This is a genomic window from Streptomyces stelliscabiei (assembly GCF_014873495.1).
GTDB classification, from domain to species: Bacteria; Actinomycetota; Actinomycetes; order Streptomycetales; family Streptomycetaceae; genus Streptomyces; species Streptomyces bottropensis.
Genome location: NZ_JADBGF010000001.1, coordinates 4,856,721 through 4,877,442 on the forward strand (window position 1 = coordinate 4,856,721; position 20,722 = coordinate 4,877,442).

Genomic DNA, 20,722 nt, shown 5'->3' on the forward strand with positions numbered 1-20,722 from the left:
CCCCGCAGGCCGCCGCACCACCCGACGCCCCGCCGGCACCTGCTGACGCCCCGCTGACACCCGCCTGATGCCCTCCATCCGCTGATCGGACCAACGCGCGCTCCGACAGCGGGCCGGCTCCCCCCAGGTCTGGCAGAGTCGACGGCGGTTCAGGGTCCGTGGTCGACGGCACCCGACCTCGGTGACCTGGGGAGATGCCATGAGCGAAGCGGCAGACGGCCCTCGATGACACAGCCCGGACAGCACGCCGAGGGCGCCGGGCCGTTCACGACACGGCTCACCTGGCAGCCGCCGGGCGGCGGTACCGCGGTCTGGGAATCGCGGCTCGCCCGGCGCCGCGGACTCATCACCGTCCACCCGACCGGAGCGGCCACCGCCCATCACGCCAGCGCCGACGACGCCGCCGTCGCCCGGCTGCGCAGGCTCAACGCGATCGCCGCCACCGTCTTCGTCCTCGGCGGTGCGCTCTTCGCCGCGGGTGCCGCCGTCGCCCAGTTCGGCTCGGGCGACGCCACCACCTCCGCGTCGATCTACTTCGCCGGCGGCCTGTGCTTCAACATCGGCGGCTATGTGTCCCTGCTCCAGGTGATCAACGCGCCTCGCCATGTGCCGGGGGGCGAAGGCGTCCTGGTCACCCGGCGCTGGCGATGGTGGAGCTACGAGCCGGCGCGGGCCGACTGGCTGAGCACGTTCGTCCTGTTCGCCGGCACCCTGGTCTTCGCCGTCAACCTGCTCGACTCCTTCCTGCAGGGTCTGACCGCGCAACAGGTCAACCGTCTGATCTGGGCGCCCGACATGATCGGCTGCGTGCTCTTCCTGATCTCCGGGCACCTCGCCCTCGTGGAGATCTGCCACGGCCGCCCGCGCCTGCTGCCGCGCGACCTCGGCTGGTGGATCGTCGCCGTGAACCAGCTCGGCTCCGTCCTCTTCATGGTCTCGGCGTTCGCCGCCTACACCCGCCCGGCCACCGGAAGCCTGATCAACGCCGACATCGCCAACTGGGGCACCCTCACCGGCGCCCTCTGCTTCTGCGTCGGCGGCATCCTCCAGCACTTCGAACGACCGTAGGCGCCGGCACCGAGGTCAGCCCTGAGGCTCCTGCGGTTTGACGTCGACGTCGCGCAGGCCCTGCTCCTTGAGCCCGGTGCGGGCCTCGGTGCGGTGCCCCCGGGCGATGTAGTCACGCACGACCGCCTCGACGGCGTCCTGAGGCGATCCGACCCCCGCCAGGACCATCACCTCCACCACCAGTTCGGCGTCGAGACTGATGTTGACCTTGGCCACGAGCTGCCCCCTTCCGTCGGCCTCGGAGAGTAGCAGCCGCTCGGCACTAGCCGACCCCGGCCGGCACCGTCGTCACGGAGGACACCCTCAGGCGCACGGGCAGGGCGCCCGTGTCCAGGTTGGCCGCCAGCGCCTCGGCCTCCTGCGGGGTGAAGTCACCGGAGATCTCGGCCGTGCCGCCGGTGATCGCGGTGCTCACGGAGGGAGCGGAGACGACCTTACCGTCGAGGACGATGGCGAACTGGTTCTGCGGCAGGGTCTGCTGGGCCAGCCGCCCCGTCACGTCGGCGAACTTCTTCGCGCCCGCCGAGGTGAACTCCAGCGTCACGAACCAGCCACCCCCACGTGCCGCGTCGACGTCCGCCGCCGCGTCGGACACGTCCGTGCCGGGCACGGCGACCGGGCCGAGTTCGTACGTGGAGAGGGCGCCCTGCTGCTCCCCGCACGCCGTCAGGGGCTGCGACGGGGACGCGTCCGCCGCCGCCCCGCACGTGCCCTTGCTCTCCGTCGGAAGCTGGCTGAGCACCGGCCGGAACGCCAGCTCGGCCGGCGCGCCCAGGGCCTTCAACGACTCCTCGCTCTCGGCCGGGCCGGCCACCGTGATCTGCCGCTTCTCCTCGACCGTCACCTCGACATCCGTCAGCTTGGCCGCCTTCACCCGGTCCCGCATCAGCCCGGCGGCCCGTTCCAGGGTGTCCGGGCCGACCGGCTCGGCGGACGTGAACGTCACGTACGCCCGGCCCCCGCCCCCGGAATTCGAGGCGGAGGGGGAGGCCGGGGCCGTGGTGCGCGGTCTGTCCGACCTCGCCTTCGCGTCGCCGCCGGACCCGCCGCCCGTATCACCGCCCGGCCCACCGCACCCGCACACCAGCCCGACCAGACACGCCACCATCCCGAGCGTCCCGCGCATCGCCGTCCCCCGCCCTCGATCCATGACCGTCCAGCCTGGCACGGTCACCCCGCAAAGAGGACAGCTTCCCTCCAAGTGTCACCAAGCGCTCAACACGGCAGCCTTCCCTCCTCGTTGACCTGCCGCACCCGTGCCCGCAGCACCTCCCCCGGGGCCGCCTCGCGGAGCGTGTCCGGCGGGCAGTCCCACTCCCGTCCGCCCCCGACCGGCCGCAACTGCACGTAACCGCCCTCGCGGCCCATCACCTCGCCGAGCCGGCCGTCCCGTACGTCCACGGCGTACGACCGCGCTGACGCCGTCACGTCTCGGCCGCGTCGCGCAGAACGGCGGCCAGGTCGGCGGCGACCTGGAGATTGCAGCAGCCCAACTCGACCAGGGGATAAGGCAGTTCGCTGGCTCCTGTGATCGGATCGACCCGCAGCGACGGCAGGACGATCCCGACGCCACGCAGCGCCCGGTCGAGCTGCTCCACGGCCTCCTCGGTCGTCCGCACCGGGTTGCGCCCCTTCGCTGCCGCTCTGTTCTCCACGTCCACGCCCTCCACACTGGGTTGCCGATTCACCACACAGCGTGTCCGAAAGGGCTTTAGCCTGGCCAGATACGACGCCCCAACAGGGGTTCTGCTGGACAGGGAGCTGTGGCCATGCCAGGACCGAAGGATCTGGACCCGTCGTCGTCACCCCGGGCGCTGTTGGGGGCGGAGTTGCGGCACGCCCGGGAGAGGGCGGGGCTCAGCCAGGAGGATCTGGGCCAGCGGTTGTTCGTGAGCGGGTCGTTCGTGGGGCAACTGGAGTCGGCGGTACGGCGGTTGCAGCCGGAGATCGCGCGGCTGATCGATGTGGCGTTGGAGACGGGGGACTTTTCCTGCGGAATTGCCAGGCCACCGCCAAGTCCAAGTATCCGGAGCACTTCGCGGAAGCTGCGGAGGCCGAGACAGAGGCCACGGAGATCAGGGAGTACGCGCCTCTACTGATCCCTGGGTTGCTCCAAGCACCGGCGTACACACGTGCCGTGTGCCGGGCGTACCGAGCGACGGCACCACAGAAGGTGATCGACGAACTGGTGACGGCCCGAATGGAGAGGGCGCGCATCCTCGATGATCCAACCGAACCGCTGTTGTGGGCGGTGCTGGACGAGGCCGCCCTACGACGTGTGACGGGCGGACGCGAGGTGATGGCGGAGGCACTGCTCCACATCATCGGTTTGGTCCGACGCAGCCGGATCGTCGTACAGGTACTGCCGTTCGAGGCGGGAGCACATGCGGCGATGCAAGGTGCTCTCAAGCTGATGGACGTCCACGAGGCTCCGCCACCGGTCTACTACGAGGGGGTCGGCACCGGACGTCTCGTCTGGAGGACGACCCGGCCACCGTCCGACACCAGCGACGCACCTACGAGTTCCTCACCGCCGCGGCGCTCTCGCCCGAGAAGTCCCTGGTCATGCTTGAAGCCATGGCCCAGGATTACACGCATGAGGAACATCTCTGACACTGCCACCTGGCACAGGTCGAGCTACAGCGGCGGCGACGGCGGCAACTGCCTGGAGGTCGCCGAAGGCCACCCCACCCACATCCCCGTGCGGGACTCCAAGGCCCCCCTCGGCCCGGCACTCGTGTTCCGGGCCGAGGCATGGTCCGCGTTCGTCGACGACCTGAAGCGGCGCTAGCCGAACGGGTTGCCGTGACCCGGCAGCCGGCCGCCCGGCGGCAGGTACCGCAGCCGGCCGGCCCGGTCGGTCACCGGTGTGAACCCGGCGGCCTCAAGCCGGGCGGTGTACCTGACATTGCGACGACGGGTCGCGACGAGGCCCGCGTACGCCATACCCATGAGCACGACCCAGCTGCCGAGGCCGACGACGACACCGATGGCGGCGTTGTCCTTGAGCACGTATCCGATGCCGAAGGCCAGCCCGATGAAACCGATCCCCGCGAGGGCCAACCGCTCCTTGTCCGTGTGCTGATGTCCGAGGTCGAACAACATGCGGGCCCTGAGGAGTTCGACCTCCTCGGGCACGAGGGGCGGCAGCGGACCCCCGTTCCGCGCGTCGGGATACCGCGCCCGGTTCCGCTCGGCACGCTCCCGGCCCTCGGGGCTCGGGTCGGGCACGAGGCGCAGCGACATCTTGTTGTCGCCGGTGACGTTCAGGTCCATGTACTCGTACCCGAACTGCCCGGCGATGAAGGCGAGTCGAGTGAGCCCCTTCATCGTCGTCATGCCGATGACGAGCGTGACGGGTTCACCACTCTCCATCTTCCGGAACAGCTTGCGCACACGCTTCTTGCCCACCGGAGCCCCCGCTCGTCACCGACACCCTCACCAACACCTACTGTTCGAACAGCATTTCACTCAGGCGGCCGATCTGGTCGGGGTCGGGGGACCAGCAGTACAGGATCACCTCGTCCGCCCCGATCCCGGCGTACCCGGCGACCGCCGCCCGTACGGCCTCCCGTGTGGTCAGCAGCCCCTCCGCCATGTACTCCGCGCGGCCCGTGAAGGCGTAGTAGCGCAGCAGGTTGGCGCGGGCGTCGGCGATCACGGACGGCGGCCCGACCGCGACACTGGCCTGGGCCACGAGCTTCGGGCGTCCGGCGCGCCCGTGCTTCTCCCAGGCGGCCTCGACGTCGCGGAACATACGGTCCATGTAGGCCGGGGGCAGCGCCGCCCCGAGGAAGCCGTCGCCCCAGCGTGCGACGCGTTCGAGCGCGGCGGGGGCGAAGCCGCCGAAGAGGACCTCGGGGCCGCCGGGGGTGGCGGGCAGCGGTCCGACCGCCCCGACCCCCTCCGCGTAGGGCTGGCCGGACCAGGCCCAACGCAGTTGCTCCAGCTGCTCGTCGAGACGACGGCCGCGCCGCCGGATGTCGATCCCGGCGACCCGGCAGTCGTCCTCACGCCCGCCCACCCCGATGCCGAGCGTGAAGCGCCCGCCGGAGATCCGGTCCAGCGTGGCCGTCTGCTTGGCGAGGATCGCGGTGTTGTGGTGCGCGGCGAGCAGGACTTCGGTCTGGACGCGGACACGGCTGGTGGCCCCGGCGAGCGCGGCCAGCGTGACCAGCGGCTCCGGGTTGTCGTAGACCAGGCGGTCCAGCAGTCCCAGTGTGCGGAAGGGGCTGGCGTCGGCGAGCCGGGCCCAGGTCAGCAGACCGGCGGGGTCGTCGACGGGCAGACCGAGCCCGACGGGGATGCGTGCGGGTACGGCTACGGAACTCATGGCGGGACACTCCTGTGCGCGGTGGAAGGGCAGGGCAAACTCACTGCCGCCCGCTTCTTGGCCACGCACCACAGGTGTGCGTGCTCGCCCGCTCCCGTTCTGCGGCGTCCTTCTGGAGAGCGTGATCACCGAAGTGCCCCCAGGCTACTCAGCCGCCCCACCCCCGGGCGAGCGAATTAACCCTCGCCGATACGCCCCGAAGCTCAAGCCGTCAGCCGCGAGCCCTCTTTTTTCGGATGGGGAGGTGGGCCTCAACCCACCCTCCCACCCGGCAAGTTGACGTCACGCGTACGACTTGCCACGCAGGGTGACGATGCTGATACGGTGCCCGCAGACGAAACAGCCCCCGCCAGGTGCTACCAACACCTGCGGGGGCTTGACCTACGAGATCGAAGGCTGAAGGTTCGATCCCCATGGCTACTGCCAACTTTAGTGCTGCCGCCCCGCCCGCGCACGCGAACCCGCCCGCCCCGCACCCCCATCCGATGGCGGCCCCGGGCTACGGCAAGCGCGCCGCCCCCGGCCAACTCCCCCGTTCGGCCCACGACTTCGCCGGACTCCCGCCCCGCGAGGCAGCGATCGCCGCGTTCATCGACCGCCTGCCCGACGGCGCCGACATCAGCGTGAAGACGCTGGCCAAGGAGCTGCCGTACGGCCAGTGCGCCCTGCGGACCGCCCTCAACAGGCTGCAGAACGCGGGCCACCTGCGCCGGGGTCGCGAACACCTGACCGCCGCGTCGGGCACCGCGCACTGGATCACCCGAACGTGGTTCTCGCGTACCGCGCGCGACGACCCCTGGTGGGCGAGGTTCACCCGGGGTGACGTACCCGACGAGGAACCGGAACGGGCCCGTCCCACCCGCTCCCGCGCCCACATCCTGCTCGCCGCCCTCGGCCGTACGGTTCCGCCCCTGTCCCTCTCGCAGGCCGACTGCGTGGCCCTGGCCCCGCTGCTGGCACCGTGGTTCGAGCGCGGCGCCACCGAGGAGCACATCCACCGGGCCCTCACCGCCGGCCTCCCCGTCCCGGTCCACAGCCCGGCGGCCCTCATCCGCACCCGCCTCCGCGACAAACTCCCACCGGAGCCGGAGCCGGAGCCGCAACGGCCTTGGGGGCCGGAACGGGCCGCGGAACCACACCCCTCCCGGCCGCCCCTCCGCATGCTGGAATGCGCCCACTGCCGCACCCCGGGCCGCCCGGAAGCCCTCCCGGGCGGCGTCTGCGCCACATGCCGGGGCGAACGACCTCCGCCCCGCCACCCCGACGCGCTCCTGGCCTCGTCGACCGTCCAGGCCCGCGCGGCGGAGATCCGCGCGGCGATGGACCAGCGACGACAGGAGCGTCAGGGGACCCCGGTATGAGCACCCCTGGGACTACGCCTGCCGAAGGCCCCGGCGCGCCTCAGCTGAGCGACGTCAGCGCCGACGGCTGGAACGCCTTCAGTTCGTCGAAGCGGCCGTCGAGGACCTTCGCGGCCCACTGCGGGTCCTGGAGGAGCGCGCGGCCCACGGCGACGAGGTCGAACTCGTCGGCCTCCAGGCTGTTCAGCAGGTCGTCGATGCCCTTCGGCGGCGCACTCTCGCCGGCGAGCGCGGTGAGGAACTCGCCGTCCAGGCCGACCGAGCCGACCGTGATGGCGGGCTTGCCGGTGAGCTTCTTCGTCCAGCCCGCGAGGTTCAGCTCGGAACCCTCGAACTCCGCCTGCCAGTAGCGGCGCGTGGACGCGTGGAAGGCGTCGACGCCGGCCGCGACGAGCGGGTTCAGCAGCGCCTCCAGTTCCTCGGGCGTCCGGGCGAGGCGGGCGTCGTACCCGTCCTGCTTCCACTGCGAGTAGCGGAAGATGACGGGGAAGTCGGCGGACACGGAGTCCCGCACGGCCGCCACGACCTCCGCCGCGAACTTCGTCCGGGCGACGAGGTCACCGCCGTAGGCGTCCGTACGGCGGTTGGTGCGCTCCCAGAGGAACTGGTCGATCAGGTAGCCGTGGGCGCCGTGCAGCTCGACGCCGTCCATGCCGATGCGCTCGGCCTCGGCGGCGGACTTGGCGAAGGCCTCGATGACCTCGTCGATGTCGGCCTGCGTCATGGCCCGGCCGCCCTCGGCCTCGGTGCCGTCGACCCGCAGACCGGACGGGCCGAGGACCGGCGCCTCGGGGAAGAGCTGTCCCCGCTGCCGGACGGCCCCGATGTGCCACAGCTGCGGGACGATCGTGCCGCCCCCGGCATGCACCGCCTCCGCGACCTTCGCCCACCCCGCGAGCTGCTCCTCACCGGCGAACCTCGGCACCGTAGGCAGGTCCCCGGCCGTCTCGTGCCCGACGTAGGTCCCCTCGGTCACGATCAGCCCGACCCCCGCGGCCGCCCGCCGCCCGTAGTACGCGGCCACGTCCGCCCCCGGCACACCACCGGGCGAGAACGTCCGCGTCATGGGCGCCATGACGATCCGGTTCGGGACGGTCAGACCGTTGATCGTGACGGGCCGGGACAGGACCTCGGCGGCACGGGAGGTGGAGGCGGTGGTCACGTGGGGGCTCCTCGGGACGTTCGGACGACATGGGTGGCACGGGTGGCACGGGTGATGCGAAGGTGGCACGGACACTGCACTACATGCGCATGCATATAGTCTCCTCCGCACAACCGCCCCGACCGCCACCGCATTCCGTCGCCGCGCCCCCGTCCGATGTGACCCCGGACACGCCCGAGGGCGGCACCCCCCGTTTCCAGGGAGTGCCGCCCTCGGTACCGCAGGACGGTGATCGACCGGGGTCGATCAGAAGTCCATGTCACCGCCCGGCATGCCGCCACCGGCGGGCGCGGACGCCTTCTCCGGCTTGTCGGCGATGACGGCCTCGGTGGTGAGGAAGAGCGCGGCGATGGAGGCCGCGTTCTGCAGCGCGGAGCGCGTGACCTTCGCCGGGTCGATGATGCCCTCGGCGATCATGTCGACGTACTCACCGGTCGCGGCGTTCAGGCCGTGGCCGACGGGCAGGTTGCGCACCTTCTCGACGATGACACCGCCCTCAAGGCCGCCGTTGACGGCGATCTGCTTGAGCGGGGCCTCCAGGGCGAGCTTCACGGCGTTGGCGCCGGTCGCCTCGTCACCCGTCAGCTCCAGCTTCTCGAAGACCGAGGAGGCCTGCAGCAGGGCCACGCCACCACCGGCGACGATGCCCTCCTCGACGGCCGCCTTCGCGTTGCGAACGGCGTCCTCGATGCGGTGCTTGCGCTCCTTGAGCTCGACCTCGGTCGCGGCACCGGCCTTGATGACGGCCACGCCGCCCGCGAGCTTCGCCAGGCGCTCCTGGAGCTTCTCGCGGTCGTAGTCCGAGTCGCTGTTCTCGATCTCGGCGCGGATCTGGTTGACCCGGCCCTGGACCTGCTCCGAGGAGCCGGACCCGTCGACGATCGTGGTCTCGTCCTTGGTGATGACGACCTTGCGGGCACGGCCCAGGAGGTCGATGGAGGTGTTCTCGAGCTTGAGACCGACCTCCTCGGAGATGACCTCGCCACCGGTGAGGATGGCGATGTCGTTCAGCATCGCCTTGCGGCGGTCGCCGAAGCCCGGGGCCTTGACGGCGACGGACTTGAAGGTGCCGCGGATCTTGTTGACGACCAGGGTCGACAGGGCCTCGCCCTCGACGTCCTCGGCGATGATCAGCAGCGGCTTGCCGCCCTGCATGACCTTCTCCAGGAGCGGGAGCAGGTCCTTGACGCTCGCGATCTTGGAGTTCGCGATCAGGATGTACGGGTCGTCGAGGACGGCCTCCATACGCTCCATGTCGGTGGCGAAGTACGCCGAGATGTAGCCCTTGTCGAAGCGCATACCCTCGGTGAGCTCAAGCTCCAGACCGAAGGTCTGGGACTCCTCGACGGTGATGACGCCTTCCTTGCCGACCTTGTCCATCGCCTCGGCGATGAGCTCGCCGATCTGGGTGTCGGCGGCGGAGATGGAGGCCGTGGAAGCGATCTGCTCCTTGGTCTCGACATCCTTCGCCTGCTCCAGCAGGGCGCCGGAGACGGCCTCGACGGCCTTCTCGATGCCGCGCTTGAGAGCCATCGGGTTGGCGCCGGCGGCCACGTTGCGCAGACCCTCGCGCACCAGGGCCTGGGCCAGGACGGTCGCGGTCGTCGTGCCGTCACCGGCTACGTCGTCCGTCTTCTTCGCGACTTCCTTGACCAGCTCGGCGCCGATCTTCTCGTACGGGTCCTCGAGCTCGATCTCCTTGGCGATGGACACACCATCGTTGGTGATCGTGGGGGCGCCCCACTTCTTCTCGAGGACGACGTTGCGGCCCTTGGGGCCGAGCGTCACCTTGACGGCGTCCGCGAGCTGGTTCATGCCGCGCTCGAGGCCGCGCCGTGCCTCCTCGTCGAACGCGATGATCTTGGCCATGTGAAGTGGTCCTCCCGGACAGGGGGTGGATTGCTCCGGACCGCGCTGGCGCCCGCGACGGACGGCCTGCCTGCCTCGTGGTTCCTTGCCCCACCCGGCTTGCGGGCCTCGCCGACCCGGTCCTCGTTGTCACTCTCACCTTCAGAGTGCTAACGCCAATGATTAGCACTCGCCCCCTGCGAGTGCAAGCGCCTCTCGATGATCCGCAGGTGAACGCGCCCCCCGCGCCCCACGCGCGACCCCCGGCGCGCACCCCTCAGGGACCGGCGCGAGGGCCTGCGCACACAAGAGGGCCCGCACCCCGAAAACGGGGTGCGAGCCCTCCTACGAAGAACGAAGAACGTCGCTGCGTTGAACCCGGCGCGTTACTTCAGCCGGCCGCGAGTCGGACCATGTCCGCCTGCGGCCCCTTCTGACCCTGCGAGATCTCGAACTCGACCCGCTGGCCCTCTTCCAGGGTGCGGTAGCCGTCCATCTGAATCGCGCTGTAGTGGACGAATACATCCGCACCACCGTCGACCGCGATGAAGCCGTACCCCTTCTCCGCGTTGAACCACTTGACGGTGCCCTGAGCCATGCCTAACTCCCCTATTACTGGCCCTTGCACAGATCCACACTTCGCGGATCCGGGTCAGACCTCACCCCCCAACGGTTGGGGGTGTGCGCCGGAACGCGTCGACCGCGGCCGAATGTATCTGTCCAACTGCCCTCTGCAACAGGTCAATCGGACGAGAATTCTGGACACGACCGGTCGGGAATGTACGAACAATTCGCCCGAATTCAGGGCAAGTCGGGCCCCACAAAAGGAGCGAAATACACAAATGGCCTGCACACTTTGGCTACTTCATATAGGGCGTGCGGCGGAATCACATATGCATCCGGCATGGAATCACTACGGTGATCGGACCGGGTTCCCCAACTCTACAGTGCTCAACCATAGAGAATTGCCCCCTCCGCTTCTCTCGCGGAGGGGGCAATTCGATGAACTCTCGGTAATCAAAGTTACCGACGGTTACTACCGACGGGTACGGACCGGCGGTCAGCCACCCGCGACCGCGGGAATGATCGACACGCCCGCGCCGTCCGGCGTCGCCGTCTCCAGGCCCTGCTCGAACCGGACATCGTCGTCATTCACGTACACATTCACGAACCGCCGCAGCTTGCCCTGATCATCGAGAACCCGGGCGGCGATCCCGTTGTGGTTCTTCTCCAGGTCGGCGATCACCTCGGCGAGGGTGGCCCCCTCGGCCTGGACCTCGGCCTGCCCACCGGTGTAGGTGCGAAGGATGGTGGGGATGCGGACGTTGACGGACATGATGGGAAACCTCCGGGGAGTGCAGCGAACCTAAGGGGCGCGGGGCTGTACGAGATATGCGGCTACCGCCGCGTGGGCGCGACAAGCCCCCGCTTACCCGCAGTCGAACGACGTGCTGACGGGTCCTGCTTACGCGAGACCGGCCTCACGGAACGAATCGAGGCTGGGCCGGATGGTCGCGGTCAGACCGGTCCCGGCCACCGCGTCCAGCGTCTTGAGGCCGTCACCGGTGTTGAGCACGACCGTGGTGAGCGTCGGGTCGAGGACGCCGTCCTCGATCAGCTTCTTCGTGACGCCGACGGTCACCCCGCCGGCGGTCTCCGCGAAGATCCCCTCGGTCCGCGCCAGCAGCTTGATCGCCTCGACGATCTGCTCGTCCGTCACGTCCTCCACGGCCCCGCCGGTCCGCCGCGCGATGTCGAGCACGTACGGACCGTCCGCCGGGTTGCCGATCGCGAGCGACTTGGCGATGGTGTTCGGCTTCTGCGGCCGTACGACGTCGTGGCCCGCCTTGTAGGCCACCGACACCGGCGAGCACCCCTCGGCCTGCGCACCGAAGATCCTGTACGGCTTGTCCTCGACGAGTCCGAGCTTGATCAGCTCCTGGAGGCCCTTGTCGATCTTCGTGAGCTGCGACCCGGAGGCGATCGGCACGACCAGCTGGTCCGGCAGCTTCCAGCCGAGCTGCTCGCAGATCTCGTACGCCAGGGTCTTGGAGCCCTCGGCGTAGTACGGCCGCAGGTTGACGTTGACGAAGCCCCAGCCCTCGCCGGCCGGGTCGCCGATCAGCTCGGAGCAGAAGCGGTTCACGTCGTCGTAGTTGCCCTCGATGCCGACCAGCTCGCCGCCGTAGACCGCGGCCATGACGACCTTGCCCTGCTCCAGGTCGTGCGGGATGAACACGCAGGACCGGAAGCCGGCGCGGGCGGCGGCGGCGCCGACGGCACCGGCCAGGTTGCCCGTGGAGGAGCAGGAGAGGGTGGTGAAGCCGAAGGCGCGGGCGGCTTCCAGCGCCTGGGCGACGACACGGTCCTTGAAAGAGTGCGTCGGGTTGCCGGAGTCGTCCTTGATGAACAGCTTGCCGGCGTCGACGCCGAGCGCGGCGGCCAGGTTGTCGGCCTTGACGAGCTGGGTCCAGCCGGGGTTGATGTTCGGCTTGGTCGCCACGTCGGCCGGGACGGGCAGCAGGGGCGCGTACCGCCAGATGTTCGCGGGGCCGGACTCGATCGTCTTCCGCAGCTCCTCCGTGTCGTACGCGGAGTAGTCGTACGCGATCTCCAGAGGCCCGAAACACTCCTCACAGGCGAAGACCGGTCCGAGCGGTACCCGGTGGCCGCATTCCCGACAGCTCAGGGCGGCGGCGGGCCCGAGGTCTACTGTGGAGGTGGAATCGGTGGTGCTTGCAACAGTCTGCGCAGCCATGGAGGCGAGGCCCTTTCTCCTCATCTTCCTCACGACGCACTTCGCCGTGAGACGGATTTGGCACCTTCCCGAGCCGGGAGCCTCACCACGACAACGTGGTCAGACCGGCTGGAGGGTTGCCGGGGCTTCATCGGGCCGTATCCCTCTGCCCCTCTGGATGAGCGGTATTTGGTTGTATACGCCGACGGGCACCGACATGCGATGGTCACCAGCGTTGTCCAAGACTGTAACCGAAGGCCAGGACAGTTGAGAGAGCCGTCCGAACCGCGAGATGAACGCAGAGGAGCCGCGCACTGTGCTGAAGGAAGTCGAGCGCTGGCTGAGTACCCGCTCCTGGTCCATGGCCGACCGCCCGCTCCACCGGATCATGGCCGCCAAACGCGCCTGCGGCCAGTCGGTCAGCGTGGTCCTGCCCGCGCTGAACGAGGAGGAGACCGTCGGCGACATCGTCGCGATCATCCGCCACGACCTCATGCGGCAGGTCCCGCTCGTCGACGAGATCGTGGTCGTCGACTCCGGCTCCACCGACCGGACGTCGCAGGTCGCGGCAGCGGCCGGCGCGCGGGTCGTCCACCGCGACGACATACTGCCCCGCCTCCCGGCCGTGCCCGGCAAGGGCGAGGTCCTGTGGCGCTCGCTGCTCGTCACGAGCGGTGACATCGTCTGCTTCATCGACGCGGACCTCAGGGAGTTCTCGTCCGACTTCGTCTCCGGGATCGTCGGCCCGCTGCTGACGGACCCCGGTGTCGACCTCGTCAAGGCGATGTACGACCGCCCCCTGGGCTCCGCCGCCGGCCAGGGCGGCCGTGTGACGGAACTCATGGCCCGCCCCCTGCTCAACATGCACTGGCCCCAGCTGGCCGGCTTCGTCCAGCCCCTCGGCGGCGAGTACGCGGCCCGCCGCTCCCTCCTGGAACGGCTGCCGTTCCCCGTCGGCTACGGCGTGGAGCTGGGCATGCTGGTCGACGCGCTGCACCTGGTCGGCCTCGACGCCCTGTCCCAGGTCGACGTGGGCGTCCGCAAGCACCGCCACCAGGACGGGCAGGCGCTGGGCCGCATGTCCGCGGCGATCTACCGCACGGCCCAGCTCCGACTGGCCCGCGGCCACCTGATCCGTCCCGTCCTGACGCAGTTCGAGCGGGGGCGGGAGGGGTTCGAGCCGCGGACGTACTCGGTGGACCTGGAGGAGCGTCCGCCGATGGTGGAGATCGCGGAGTACGTGGAGCGGAAGGCGGCGTGATCTTTTAAGGGCCCGGGGGTTGCGGGTTTCGTCGGCGGGTGCGGCCCCGGTGGGGCTTCTCGCGCAGTTGCCCGCGCCCCTGAAAAGCCGGGGCTGCGCCCCAGGCTTTTCAGGCCCGCAGGGCCTGGGCTTTCAGGGGCGCGGGGAACTGCGCGAGCAACCACGACGCACCCGCACCCGCCACACGACAGGCACTCCACCCCCATGAGGCACTCCTGTATACGGCCGAACCGCACGTTTGACCGCCGAACCCCCGGGCTAGGTTGAGCCTTATGGCATCAACGCACGGCGCGGCCCACGTACTCGTCGCGTCCAACCGGGGACCCGTCACCTACACGCTGGACGAGAGGACCGACACGCTCGGAGCGAAGCGCGGCGGCGGCGGTCTCGTCTCGGGCCTCTCCGCGATCGACCCGTCCTCCGGCGCCGTCTGGGTGTGCTCCGCCCTGGGCGACGGCGACCGCGAGGCCGTACGACGCGGCATCGCCGAACCGGGCGTGCGCATGCTCGACATCCCCGCCGACGTGCACCACGACGCGTACAACGGCGTCGCCAACTCCACGCTGTGGTTCGTGCACCACATGCTCTACCAGACCCCCCTGGAACCGGCCTTCGACGCGGAGTTCCGGCGGCAGTGGGCGGCGTACGAGACGTACAACCGCGCCTTCGCCGAGGCGCTCGCCGACGAGGCGGCGGACGGCGCGGCCGTTCTGGTGCAGGACTACCACCTGGTCCTGGTCCCCCGCATGCTGCGCGAACTCCGCCCCGACCTGCGCATCGGCCACTTCTCGCACACCCCGTGGGCGCCCGTCGACTACTTCCGGATGCTCCCCGACGACATCGCCGCACAGGTGCTCGACGGCATCCTCGGCGCCGACCGCGCCGCGTTCCTCACCCGGCGGTGGGCGGACGCGTTCACCGCGTGCTGTCACGCCGTCCTCGGCCCCGACGCCGCGTCCGGCACGAGGATCGGCGTGCACGGCCTGGGCGCCGACGCCGACTTCCTGCGGACCCGCGCCCACCAGGCGGACGTCGACGAGCGCATCGTCACGCTGCGGGAGCAGATCGGCACGGCCCCCGACGGCACCCCGCGCCGCACGATCGTCCGCGTCGACCGCACCGAGCTGTCGAAGAACATCGTGCGCGGCCTGCACGCCTACCGCCAGCTCCTCGACGACCGGCCGACCTGGCGCGAGCGCGTCGTGCACGTCGCCTTCGCGTACCCGTCGCGTCAGGACCTCGCGGTGTACCGGGACTACATGGCCGAGGTCCAGCGGGTCGCGGACGACATCAACGAGCGGTACGGGACACCGGACTGGACCCCGGTCATCCTCCACCTCAAGGACGACTTCGCACGCTCCCTCGCCGCGTACCGTCTCGCGGACGTGGCCCTGGTGAACCCCATCCGCGACGGCATGAACCTCGTCGCCAAGGAGGTGCCGGTGATCTCCGACGAGGGGTGCGTGCTGGTGCTGTCGCGGGAGGCCGGGGCGTACGAGGAGCTGGGGGACGACGCGGTGGTGGTGAACCCGTACGACGTGGTGGGTACGGCGGCCGCGCTGGACGAGGCGTTGAACGTGCCGGCGGCCGAGCGGGCGGAGCGGGGCAAGCGGCTGGTCGCGGCGGCCACCGCGCTGCCGCCCACACAGTGGTTCCTGGACCAGCTGAGGGCGCTGGAGGAGGCCCGGTAGCGCCGGGAGGCCCGGCATCGACGGGAAGCCGGGCCCCTCTCGTCCACCTGTCTCCCTGCCTCGCTATACGTGCTCGGCGATGCCCGCCAGGAGGCGGACGACCCCCTCCGGGCCGTTCACCACCAGGTCGGCCCGCTCCGACAGTTCGGTGACCTCCGCGCTGCCGCTGCAGACCAGGAGGCCGGGCGTGCCCTCGGTGCGGAGTTTCTCGACGGCGGCGAAGGCGGGGAGGTCGCCGAGGTCGTCGCCGGCGTAGAGGACGGATCCGGCGCCGGTCTGCGTGAGGTGGTCGCGGAGGGCCACACCCTTGTCCATGCCCGGGGGCCGCAGTTCGAGGACCATGCGGCCGGGTTCGACGATGAGGCCGTGGCGGGCGGCGAGGTCGGTGAGCGGGGCGCGCAGCGCGTCGAAGGCGGCCTGGGGGTCGTCGGCGCGGCGGGTGTGGACGGCGACCGCCCGTCCCTTCTCCTCGATCCAGGTCCCCTGCCACGCGCCGACGCCGTCCAGGAAGCCGGGCAACTCGGCGCGGACCGCCGCGACACCGGGGTGCGGGGCGGGGGCGCTGACCGTGCCGGTGACGGCGTCCCAGCGTTCGGCGCCGTAGTGGCCGAGGACCACGAGGCGTTCCAGCCCGGGGACTCCGGCGAAGCCGCCGTGGCGTACGGCGACGGCCGCGGGGCGGCCGGTCACCACGGCCACGGAGGCGACCTTGGGGGCGAGGGCGGCGAGGGCGGCGACCGCGTCGGGGTGGGCGCGGGCCTGCTCGGGGTCGGGGACGATCGGGGCGAGCGTGCCGTCGAAGTCGAGCGCGATCACCGTGCCGCCCGGGCGGTCGAGGATCGCGTCCAGCGCGTCCCGCCCGGCCGGGGTCACGGGTGTCGGCAAGGTGGCCTTGGGGTTCTCTGCGTCCTTGTGGCTGCCCATGGCGTCGACCCTATCCGTCATCGCTCGGCCCGGCGTCCCTCCCGGACCCTTCGCAGCCGGTTGACGGTGACCGGGTCGTGGGCGAGGGCGCGGGGGTCGTCGAGCAGGGCGTTGAGCAGCTGGTAGTACCGCACCGGCGCCAGCCCGAGCCGCTCCCGGATGACCCGCTCCTTGGCCCCCGGCCCCTCCCACCCTTGCCGCTCCACGGCGAGGATCGCCTGCTCCCGGGTGCCCAGCTCGTCCATGCCTCGACGGTAACGGACGGGTGTGACATCGCGCGGGGGCACGGGGTCACGTGGTGGGGCGGTGCGAGGGGCGAGCGTGCCTGGTGCGAGGTGCGTGCGTGGTGCGAGGTGCGTGGTCGGGTGCGGGTGAGTGGGGGCTGGTCGCGCAGTTCCCCGCGCCGCTGAAGGACACGGCCCCTGCGGGCCGAAAAGCATGGGCCGCCGGCCCTGCTTCTCAGGGGCGCGGGGAACTGCGCGAGAAGCCCCACCGCACCCGCACCCGCCGACGCACCCGTACCCTCCACCCCATGTCGCGCCCCCGCCCCGGCCGCCCTACTCCTCCCGGTCAGCGACACTCGCCGTCTGCTGCAGCTCACCGAGCACAGTCGCCGGCTTCGCGTCAGCCCGCACCGCCCGCCCGATCTGCTCCTTCAGCGCCGCACTGACATCCGCCCAGGACGTCTTGCCGACCGGATACAGCTCCGCGCTGGGCAGTGCTTCGAGGAAGGGCCCGAGATCCGCGTCACCCTTGTCCCCCGCCATCTCCTCGGACGCGGACGCGGTCACCGGCAGCAGGTCGTACTCCCGGGAGAAGTCGAGCACGTTCTCGTCGCTGTAGACGAAGTCGAGGAAGTCACCGATCTCGTCCTCGTGCCCGTTCTGCTTGAAGGCCATCATCCAGTCGGCGACCCCCATGGTCGCGTGCTTGCGCGCGTCACGCCCCGGCATGGCGGCCGTCCCGTACTCGACGCCCTCGTCGGCGGCCATCTTCATCAGGCTGGGGTGGCCGTTGAGCATGCCGACCTCGCCGCGCGCGAACGCCGCGAACGCGTCGGCGCGGTTGAGTTCGGCGGGGGCGACGGGCCCGGTGAGGCCCTTGTCGACGAGCTCGTCCTTGAGCCAGGTGAAGGTCCGGACGTTGTCCTCGGAGTCGATCCGGTAGGTGCCGACGTTGTCGGTGTAGCCGCCCCCGCCGCTGAGCAGCCACTGCATGGTCTCGGCCTGCGCCTCCTCGGACCCGAGCGGCAGCGCGTACGGGGTGCCGACCCCGGCCCTGTCGAGCGCCTCGGCGTCGGCGGCCAGCTCGTTCCAGCTGCGCGGGGCGCGGTCGATGCCCGCCTCTGCGAAGAGTTTCCTGTTGTAGAAGAGGACGCGGGTGGACGCGGCGAACGGCATCCCGTACGCGACCCGCTTCACCTTGCCCGCGTCGGCGAGCTGAGGGAGGAAGCCGGCCTGGACGGGGATGGAGAGCAGGTCGTCGACCTCGTAGAGCCGGCCGGCCGAGGCGTAGTCCGCGTAGGTGCCGGCCTGCGCGAGATCGGGGGCCTCGTCGGCGGCGACCATCTCCTTGATCCTGCGGTCGACGTCGTTCCAGGAGTAGACACTGACATCGATCTTGACGCCCGGAGTCTTCTTCTCGTACGCCTTCACGACCGCGTCCCAGTACTTCTGGGAGCTGTTCGCCTTGGAGTCGCCGTAGTCGGCGGCGACCAGTCTCAGCGTGACGCCGGGGCCCTCGCCCTCCGAGGCGCCGCAGCCCGCAAGTGTCGCCATCAGTCCCAGTGCGGACGCCACCGCTATGCCGCTGTTCCTGACCCCGGTGTTCGTCCGCCGCTGCCGCTGTCGCACTCCCACTGCCCCAACCTGTCGCACGAGCCCCGCGCACAACAGCCTGAATCACAGGCCCTGCGCGAAAGGCCGTTGATCGCTCAACTTCTCAAACCTTCCATAAGGTCTACACCACAAGGTCTACACCACGACTCGGTAAGTGGACTAGACCTCTCGTGGGTCGAAGGGCCACACTGTCCCCGTGAGACATGTCATCGCCCTCGATGTGGGCGGCACCGGGATGAAGGCCGCACTGGTCGGGGCCGGCCCCGCGCCCGGCGCACCCCCCGTGCTGCTGCACCAGACCCGGCGCGCCACCGGACGCGAGCGCGGGGCGGAGGCGGTCGTCACCTCGATCCTCGACCTCGCCGCCGAACTGCGCGCGTACGGCGAGCGGCACTTCGGCGAGCCCCCGGCCGCCGCCGGGGTCGCCGTACCCGGCATCGTCGACTCCGGCCGGGGCATCGCCATCTACGCCGCCAACCTCGGCTGGCGCGACGTCCCGTTGCGCGCGCTCCTCGCCGAACGCCTCGACGGCGTCCCGGTCGCCCTCGGCCACGACGTGCGCACCGGCGGGCTCGCGGAGGGGCGCGTGGGCGCGGGCCGGGGCGCGGACCGCTTCCTCTTCGTGGCGCTCGGCACCGGCATCGCCGGCGCGATCGGCGTCGACGGCCGGGTGGAGGCGGGCGCCCACGGCTTCGCGGGCGAGATCGGCCACATCGTCGTACGGCCCGGGGGCCTCCCCTGCCCCTGCGGTCAGCGCGGCTGTCTGGAACGGTTCGCCTCCGCGGCGGCCGTCAGCGAGGCCTGGGCGGAGGCCGCCGGCGACCCCGGGGCCGACGCCGCGGACTGCGCCAAGGCCGTCGAGTCGGGTGATCCGCGCGCCGCCGCCGTCTGGCAGAGGGCCGTCGACGCCCTCGCCGACGGCCTCGTCACCGCCCTCACCCTGCTCGACCCCCGGACCCTCATCGTCGGCGGTGGCCTGGCGGAGGCCGGTGACACCCTCTTCGCCCCGCTGCGCGCCGCCGTCGAACACCGGGTCACCTTCCAGAAGGTGCCCGCCATCGTCCCGGCCGCCCTGGGAGACACCGCGGGCTGCCTCGGCGCCGGCCTGATGGCCTGGGACCTCCTCACCCCCACGACCCCCACGGCTCCCAAGGCCCCTTCGGAGGTAACCACCTGATGGCCCCCGCACTTTCCGACACCGGGTCCGACAGCGCTCCCTCAGGGGCGCGGGGAGCTGCGCGAGCGACCACGATCAACCCGCGGCCGCGACACACAGCACAGCCCTACGTCCTCGAAGGCGCCAACGTCGTCCTGCCCACCGGCACGGTGAAGAACGGCCGTCTCACCATCGACGGCACCAAGATCTCCGACAACCCCCCGGAGAACGCCCACACCCTCCTGGTCCACAACCACTGGCTGGTCCCCGGTTTCGTCGACCTCCACAACCACGGCGGCGGCGGCGCCTCCTTCACCTCCGGCACCGTCGAGGAAGTCCTCCAGGGCATCCGCACCCACCAGCTCCACGGCACCACCACCCTCGTCGCCTCCACGGTCACCGGTGACATGGACGGCCTCGCCCACCGCGCCGGCCTCCTCTCCGAACTCGCCGAGCAGGGCGACATCGCCGGCATCCACTTCGAGGGCCCGTTCATCTCCCCGTGCCGCAAGGGCGCCCACGCGGAGGCCCTCCTGCGCGACCCCGACCCCGCCGAGGTCCGCAAGCTCATCGACGCGGCACGCGGCCGGGCGAGCATGGTCACGCTGGCCACCGAACTCCCCGGCGGCCTCGACTCCGTACGACTCCTCGCCGAACTCGGCGTCCTCGCGGCGATCGGGCACACGGACGCCACCTACGAGCAGACGGTCCAGGCGATCGACGCGGGCGCGACCGTGGCGACCCACCTGTTCAACGCGATGCCCCCGCTCGGCCACCGCGAGCCCGGCCCGATCGCCGCGCTCCTGGAGGACGAACGGATCACCGTCGAGCTGATCAACGACGGTACGCATCTGCACCCCGCCTCCCTGCAACTGGCGTTCCGTCACGCGGGCGCCGCGCGGGTCGCGTTCATCACCGACGCCATGGACGCCGCCGGCTTCGGCGACGGCCGCTACATGCTCGGCCCGCTGGAGGTCGAGGTCGCGGACGGTGTGGCCCGCCTGGTGGAGGGCGGCTCGATCGCGGGCTCCACCCTCACCCAGGACCGCGCCCTCAAACGCGCCGTCACCGTCGACCGCCTCCCGATCGAGGACGCCGTCGCCGCCCTCTCCGCCAACCCGGCCCGCCTCCTCGGCCTTGACGACCGCATCGGCTCCCTCGACCCGGGCAAGGACGCCGATCTGGTCCTCCTCGACGCGGACTTCGACGTCAAGGGCGTCCTGCGCAAGGGCGAGTGGGTGGTGAACCCGTTCGGCGACTGATCCGGACACCGTGACGCCCGGGCGGTCTGGGCCGACCGCCGCTCCTTTGGCATGATCGAGCCTCCGCGCAGTCGAGGCTCA

Annotated in this window: 21 protein-coding genes, 1 pseudogene and 1 riboswitch; of the genes and pseudogenes, 8 read left to right on the plus strand and 14 right to left on the minus strand. The window is 70.8% G+C overall.

What is annotated here, in order from left to right; genetic code table 11:
- The first annotated feature begins 225 nt into the window (after positions 1 to 225).
- On the plus strand, positions 226 to 1,068 hold the full coding sequence (locus H4687_RS21370; RefSeq protein WP_046918000.1) for a hypothetical protein: 843 nt from the start codon (positions 226 to 228) through the stop codon (positions 1,066 to 1,068).
- Between the two features lie 15 nt (positions 1,069 to 1,083).
- On the opposite strand, the gene H4687_RS21375 is transcribed toward H4687_RS21370, so the two are convergent.
- From H4687_RS21375 to H4687_RS21390, 4 genes are all read right to left on the minus strand, one after another.
- Entirely contained in the window at positions 1,084 to 1,284 is a 201-nt protein-coding gene (locus H4687_RS21375; RefSeq protein ID WP_046918001.1) for a type II toxin-antitoxin system VapB family antitoxin, read from the minus strand.
- Between the two features lie 46 nt (positions 1,285 to 1,330).
- Complete coding sequence (locus tag H4687_RS21380) at positions 1,331 to 2,014, minus strand: preprotein translocase subunit SecD (protein WP_233443566.1); 684 nt, start codon at positions 2,012 to 2,014, stop codon at positions 1,331 to 1,333.
- Between the two features lie 269 nt (positions 2,015 to 2,283).
- Entirely contained in the window at positions 2,284 to 2,496 is a 213-nt protein-coding gene (locus tag H4687_RS21385; protein ID WP_046918003.1) for a hypothetical protein, read from the minus strand.
- The gene (locus tag H4687_RS21390; protein WP_233443565.1) at positions 2,493 to 2,723 is read right to left on the minus strand and encodes a hypothetical protein; all 231 of its coding nucleotides are present in this window, start codon (positions 2,721 to 2,723) and stop codon (positions 2,493 to 2,495) included. Before H4687_RS21390 ends, H4687_RS21385 begins: the two co-directional genes overlap by 4 nt.
- Before the next feature lie 114 nt (positions 2,724 to 2,837).
- Between H4687_RS21390 and H4687_RS21395 the strand changes: the two are divergent.
- Positions 2,838 to 3,681, plus strand: a pseudogene (locus H4687_RS21395) (helix-turn-helix domain-containing protein).
- Positions 3,665 to 3,859, plus strand: a complete 195-nt coding sequence (locus H4687_RS21400) for a DUF397 domain-containing protein (protein WP_078907444.1) — start codon at positions 3,665 to 3,667, stop codon at positions 3,857 to 3,859. The pseudogene H4687_RS21395 and the gene H4687_RS21400 overlap by 17 nt, the downstream one beginning before the upstream one ends.
- Here H4687_RS21400 and H4687_RS21405 read toward each other — a convergent pair.
- Both H4687_RS21405 and H4687_RS21410 read right to left on the minus strand, forming a co-directional pair.
- Complete coding sequence (locus H4687_RS21405; RefSeq protein ID WP_046918006.1) at positions 3,856 to 4,479, minus strand: hypothetical protein; 624 nt, start codon at positions 4,477 to 4,479, stop codon at positions 3,856 to 3,858. The two genes, H4687_RS21400 and H4687_RS21405, sit on opposite strands and share 4 nt — an antisense overlap.
- 37 nt (positions 4,480 to 4,516) lie before the next feature.
- Entirely contained in the window at positions 4,517 to 5,401 is an 885-nt protein-coding gene (locus H4687_RS21410) for an LLM class flavin-dependent oxidoreductase (protein WP_078907443.1), read from the minus strand.
- A 485-nt stretch (positions 5,402 to 5,886) separates the two neighbouring features.
- Between H4687_RS21410 and H4687_RS21415 the strand changes: the two genes are divergently transcribed.
- Entirely contained in the window at positions 5,887 to 6,762 is an 876-nt protein-coding gene (locus tag H4687_RS21415) for a hypothetical protein (RefSeq protein ID WP_050399215.1), read from the plus strand.
- 40 nt (positions 6,763 to 6,802) lie between these two features.
- On the opposite strand, the gene H4687_RS21420 is transcribed toward H4687_RS21415, so the two are convergent.
- The 5 genes from H4687_RS21420 to thrC all read right to left on the minus strand — a co-directional run bounded on the left by H4687_RS21420 (position 6,803) and on the right by thrC (position 12,530).
- Positions 6,803 to 7,924 carry an NADH:flavin oxidoreductase gene (locus tag H4687_RS21420; RefSeq protein ID WP_046917986.1) on the minus strand — a complete coding sequence of 374 codons (1,122 nt, stop codon included), beginning with the start codon at positions 7,922 to 7,924 and terminating at the stop codon, positions 6,803 to 6,805.
- 246 nt (positions 7,925 to 8,170) lie between these two features.
- Positions 8,171 to 9,793 (minus strand): chaperonin GroEL, encoded by a 1,623-nt coding sequence (gene groL / locus H4687_RS21425; protein ID WP_046917987.1) that lies wholly within the window; start codon positions 9,791 to 9,793, stop codon positions 8,171 to 8,173.
- A 370-nt stretch (positions 9,794 to 10,163) separates the two neighbouring features.
- Positions 10,164 to 10,370 (minus strand): cold-shock protein, encoded by a 207-nt coding sequence (locus H4687_RS21430; protein ID WP_005486335.1) that lies wholly within the window; start codon positions 10,368 to 10,370, stop codon positions 10,164 to 10,166.
- A 462-nt stretch (positions 10,371 to 10,832) separates the two neighbouring features.
- A complete protein-coding gene (locus H4687_RS21435) occupies positions 10,833 to 11,108 on the minus strand; it encodes a MoaD/ThiS family protein (RefSeq protein WP_046917988.1) in 276 nt (91 codons plus the stop codon).
- 129 nt (positions 11,109 to 11,237) lie between these two features.
- On the minus strand, positions 11,238 to 12,530 hold the full coding sequence (gene thrC, locus H4687_RS21440; protein ID WP_046917989.1) for a threonine synthase: 1,293 nt from the start codon (positions 12,528 to 12,530) through the stop codon (positions 11,238 to 11,240).
- A gap of 17 nt (positions 12,531 to 12,547) precedes the next feature.
- Positions 12,548 to 12,694: riboswitch (SAM riboswitch) on the minus strand.
- A 131-nt stretch (positions 12,695 to 12,825) separates the two neighbouring features.
- Here thrC and H4687_RS21445 point away from each other — a divergent pair.
- Together H4687_RS21445 and H4687_RS21450 are read left to right on the plus strand one after the other, a co-directional pair.
- Positions 12,826 to 13,770, plus strand: coding sequence for a glucosyl-3-phosphoglycerate synthase (locus H4687_RS21445; protein ID WP_046917990.1), 945 nt, complete (start codon positions 12,826 to 12,828; stop codon positions 13,768 to 13,770).
- A 272-nt stretch (positions 13,771 to 14,042) separates the two neighbouring features.
- Entirely contained in the window at positions 14,043 to 15,461 is a 1,419-nt protein-coding gene (locus H4687_RS21450; protein ID WP_046917991.1) for an alpha,alpha-trehalose-phosphate synthase (UDP-forming), read from the plus strand.
- Positions 15,462 to 15,524: 63 nt separating this feature from the next.
- Here H4687_RS21450 and otsB read toward each other — a convergent pair whose 3' ends face one another.
- The 3 genes from otsB to H4687_RS21465 all read right to left on the minus strand — a co-directional run bounded on the left by otsB (position 15,525) and on the right by H4687_RS21465 (position 18,244).
- Positions 15,525 to 16,385 carry a trehalose-phosphatase gene (gene otsB / locus H4687_RS21455; RefSeq protein ID WP_050399212.1) on the minus strand — a complete coding sequence of 287 codons (861 nt, stop codon included), beginning with the start codon at positions 16,383 to 16,385 and terminating at the stop codon, positions 15,525 to 15,527.
- A gap of 17 nt (positions 16,386 to 16,402) precedes the next feature.
- Positions 16,403 to 16,630, minus strand: coding sequence for a DUF3263 domain-containing protein (locus H4687_RS21460; RefSeq protein WP_005486343.1), 228 nt, complete (start codon positions 16,628 to 16,630; stop codon positions 16,403 to 16,405).
- A gap of 312 nt (positions 16,631 to 16,942) precedes the next feature.
- Entirely contained in the window at positions 16,943 to 18,244 is a 1,302-nt protein-coding gene (locus H4687_RS21465; protein ID WP_050399210.1) for an extracellular solute-binding protein, read from the minus strand.
- A 175-nt stretch (positions 18,245 to 18,419) separates the two neighbouring features.
- Between H4687_RS21465 and H4687_RS21470 the strand changes: the two genes are divergently transcribed.
- Both H4687_RS21470 and nagA read left to right on the plus strand, forming a co-directional pair.
- Positions 18,420 to 19,400 (plus strand): ROK family protein, encoded by a 981-nt coding sequence (locus H4687_RS21470; RefSeq protein WP_050399209.1) that lies wholly within the window; start codon positions 18,420 to 18,422, stop codon positions 19,398 to 19,400.
- Positions 19,400 to 20,641 carry an N-acetylglucosamine-6-phosphate deacetylase gene (gene nagA / locus H4687_RS21475; protein WP_225966772.1) on the plus strand — a complete coding sequence of 414 codons (1,242 nt, stop codon included), beginning with the start codon at positions 19,400 to 19,402 and terminating at the stop codon, positions 20,639 to 20,641. The genes H4687_RS21470 and nagA overlap by 1 nt, the downstream gene beginning before the upstream one ends.
- Positions 20,642 to 20,722 lie beyond the last annotated feature (81 nt).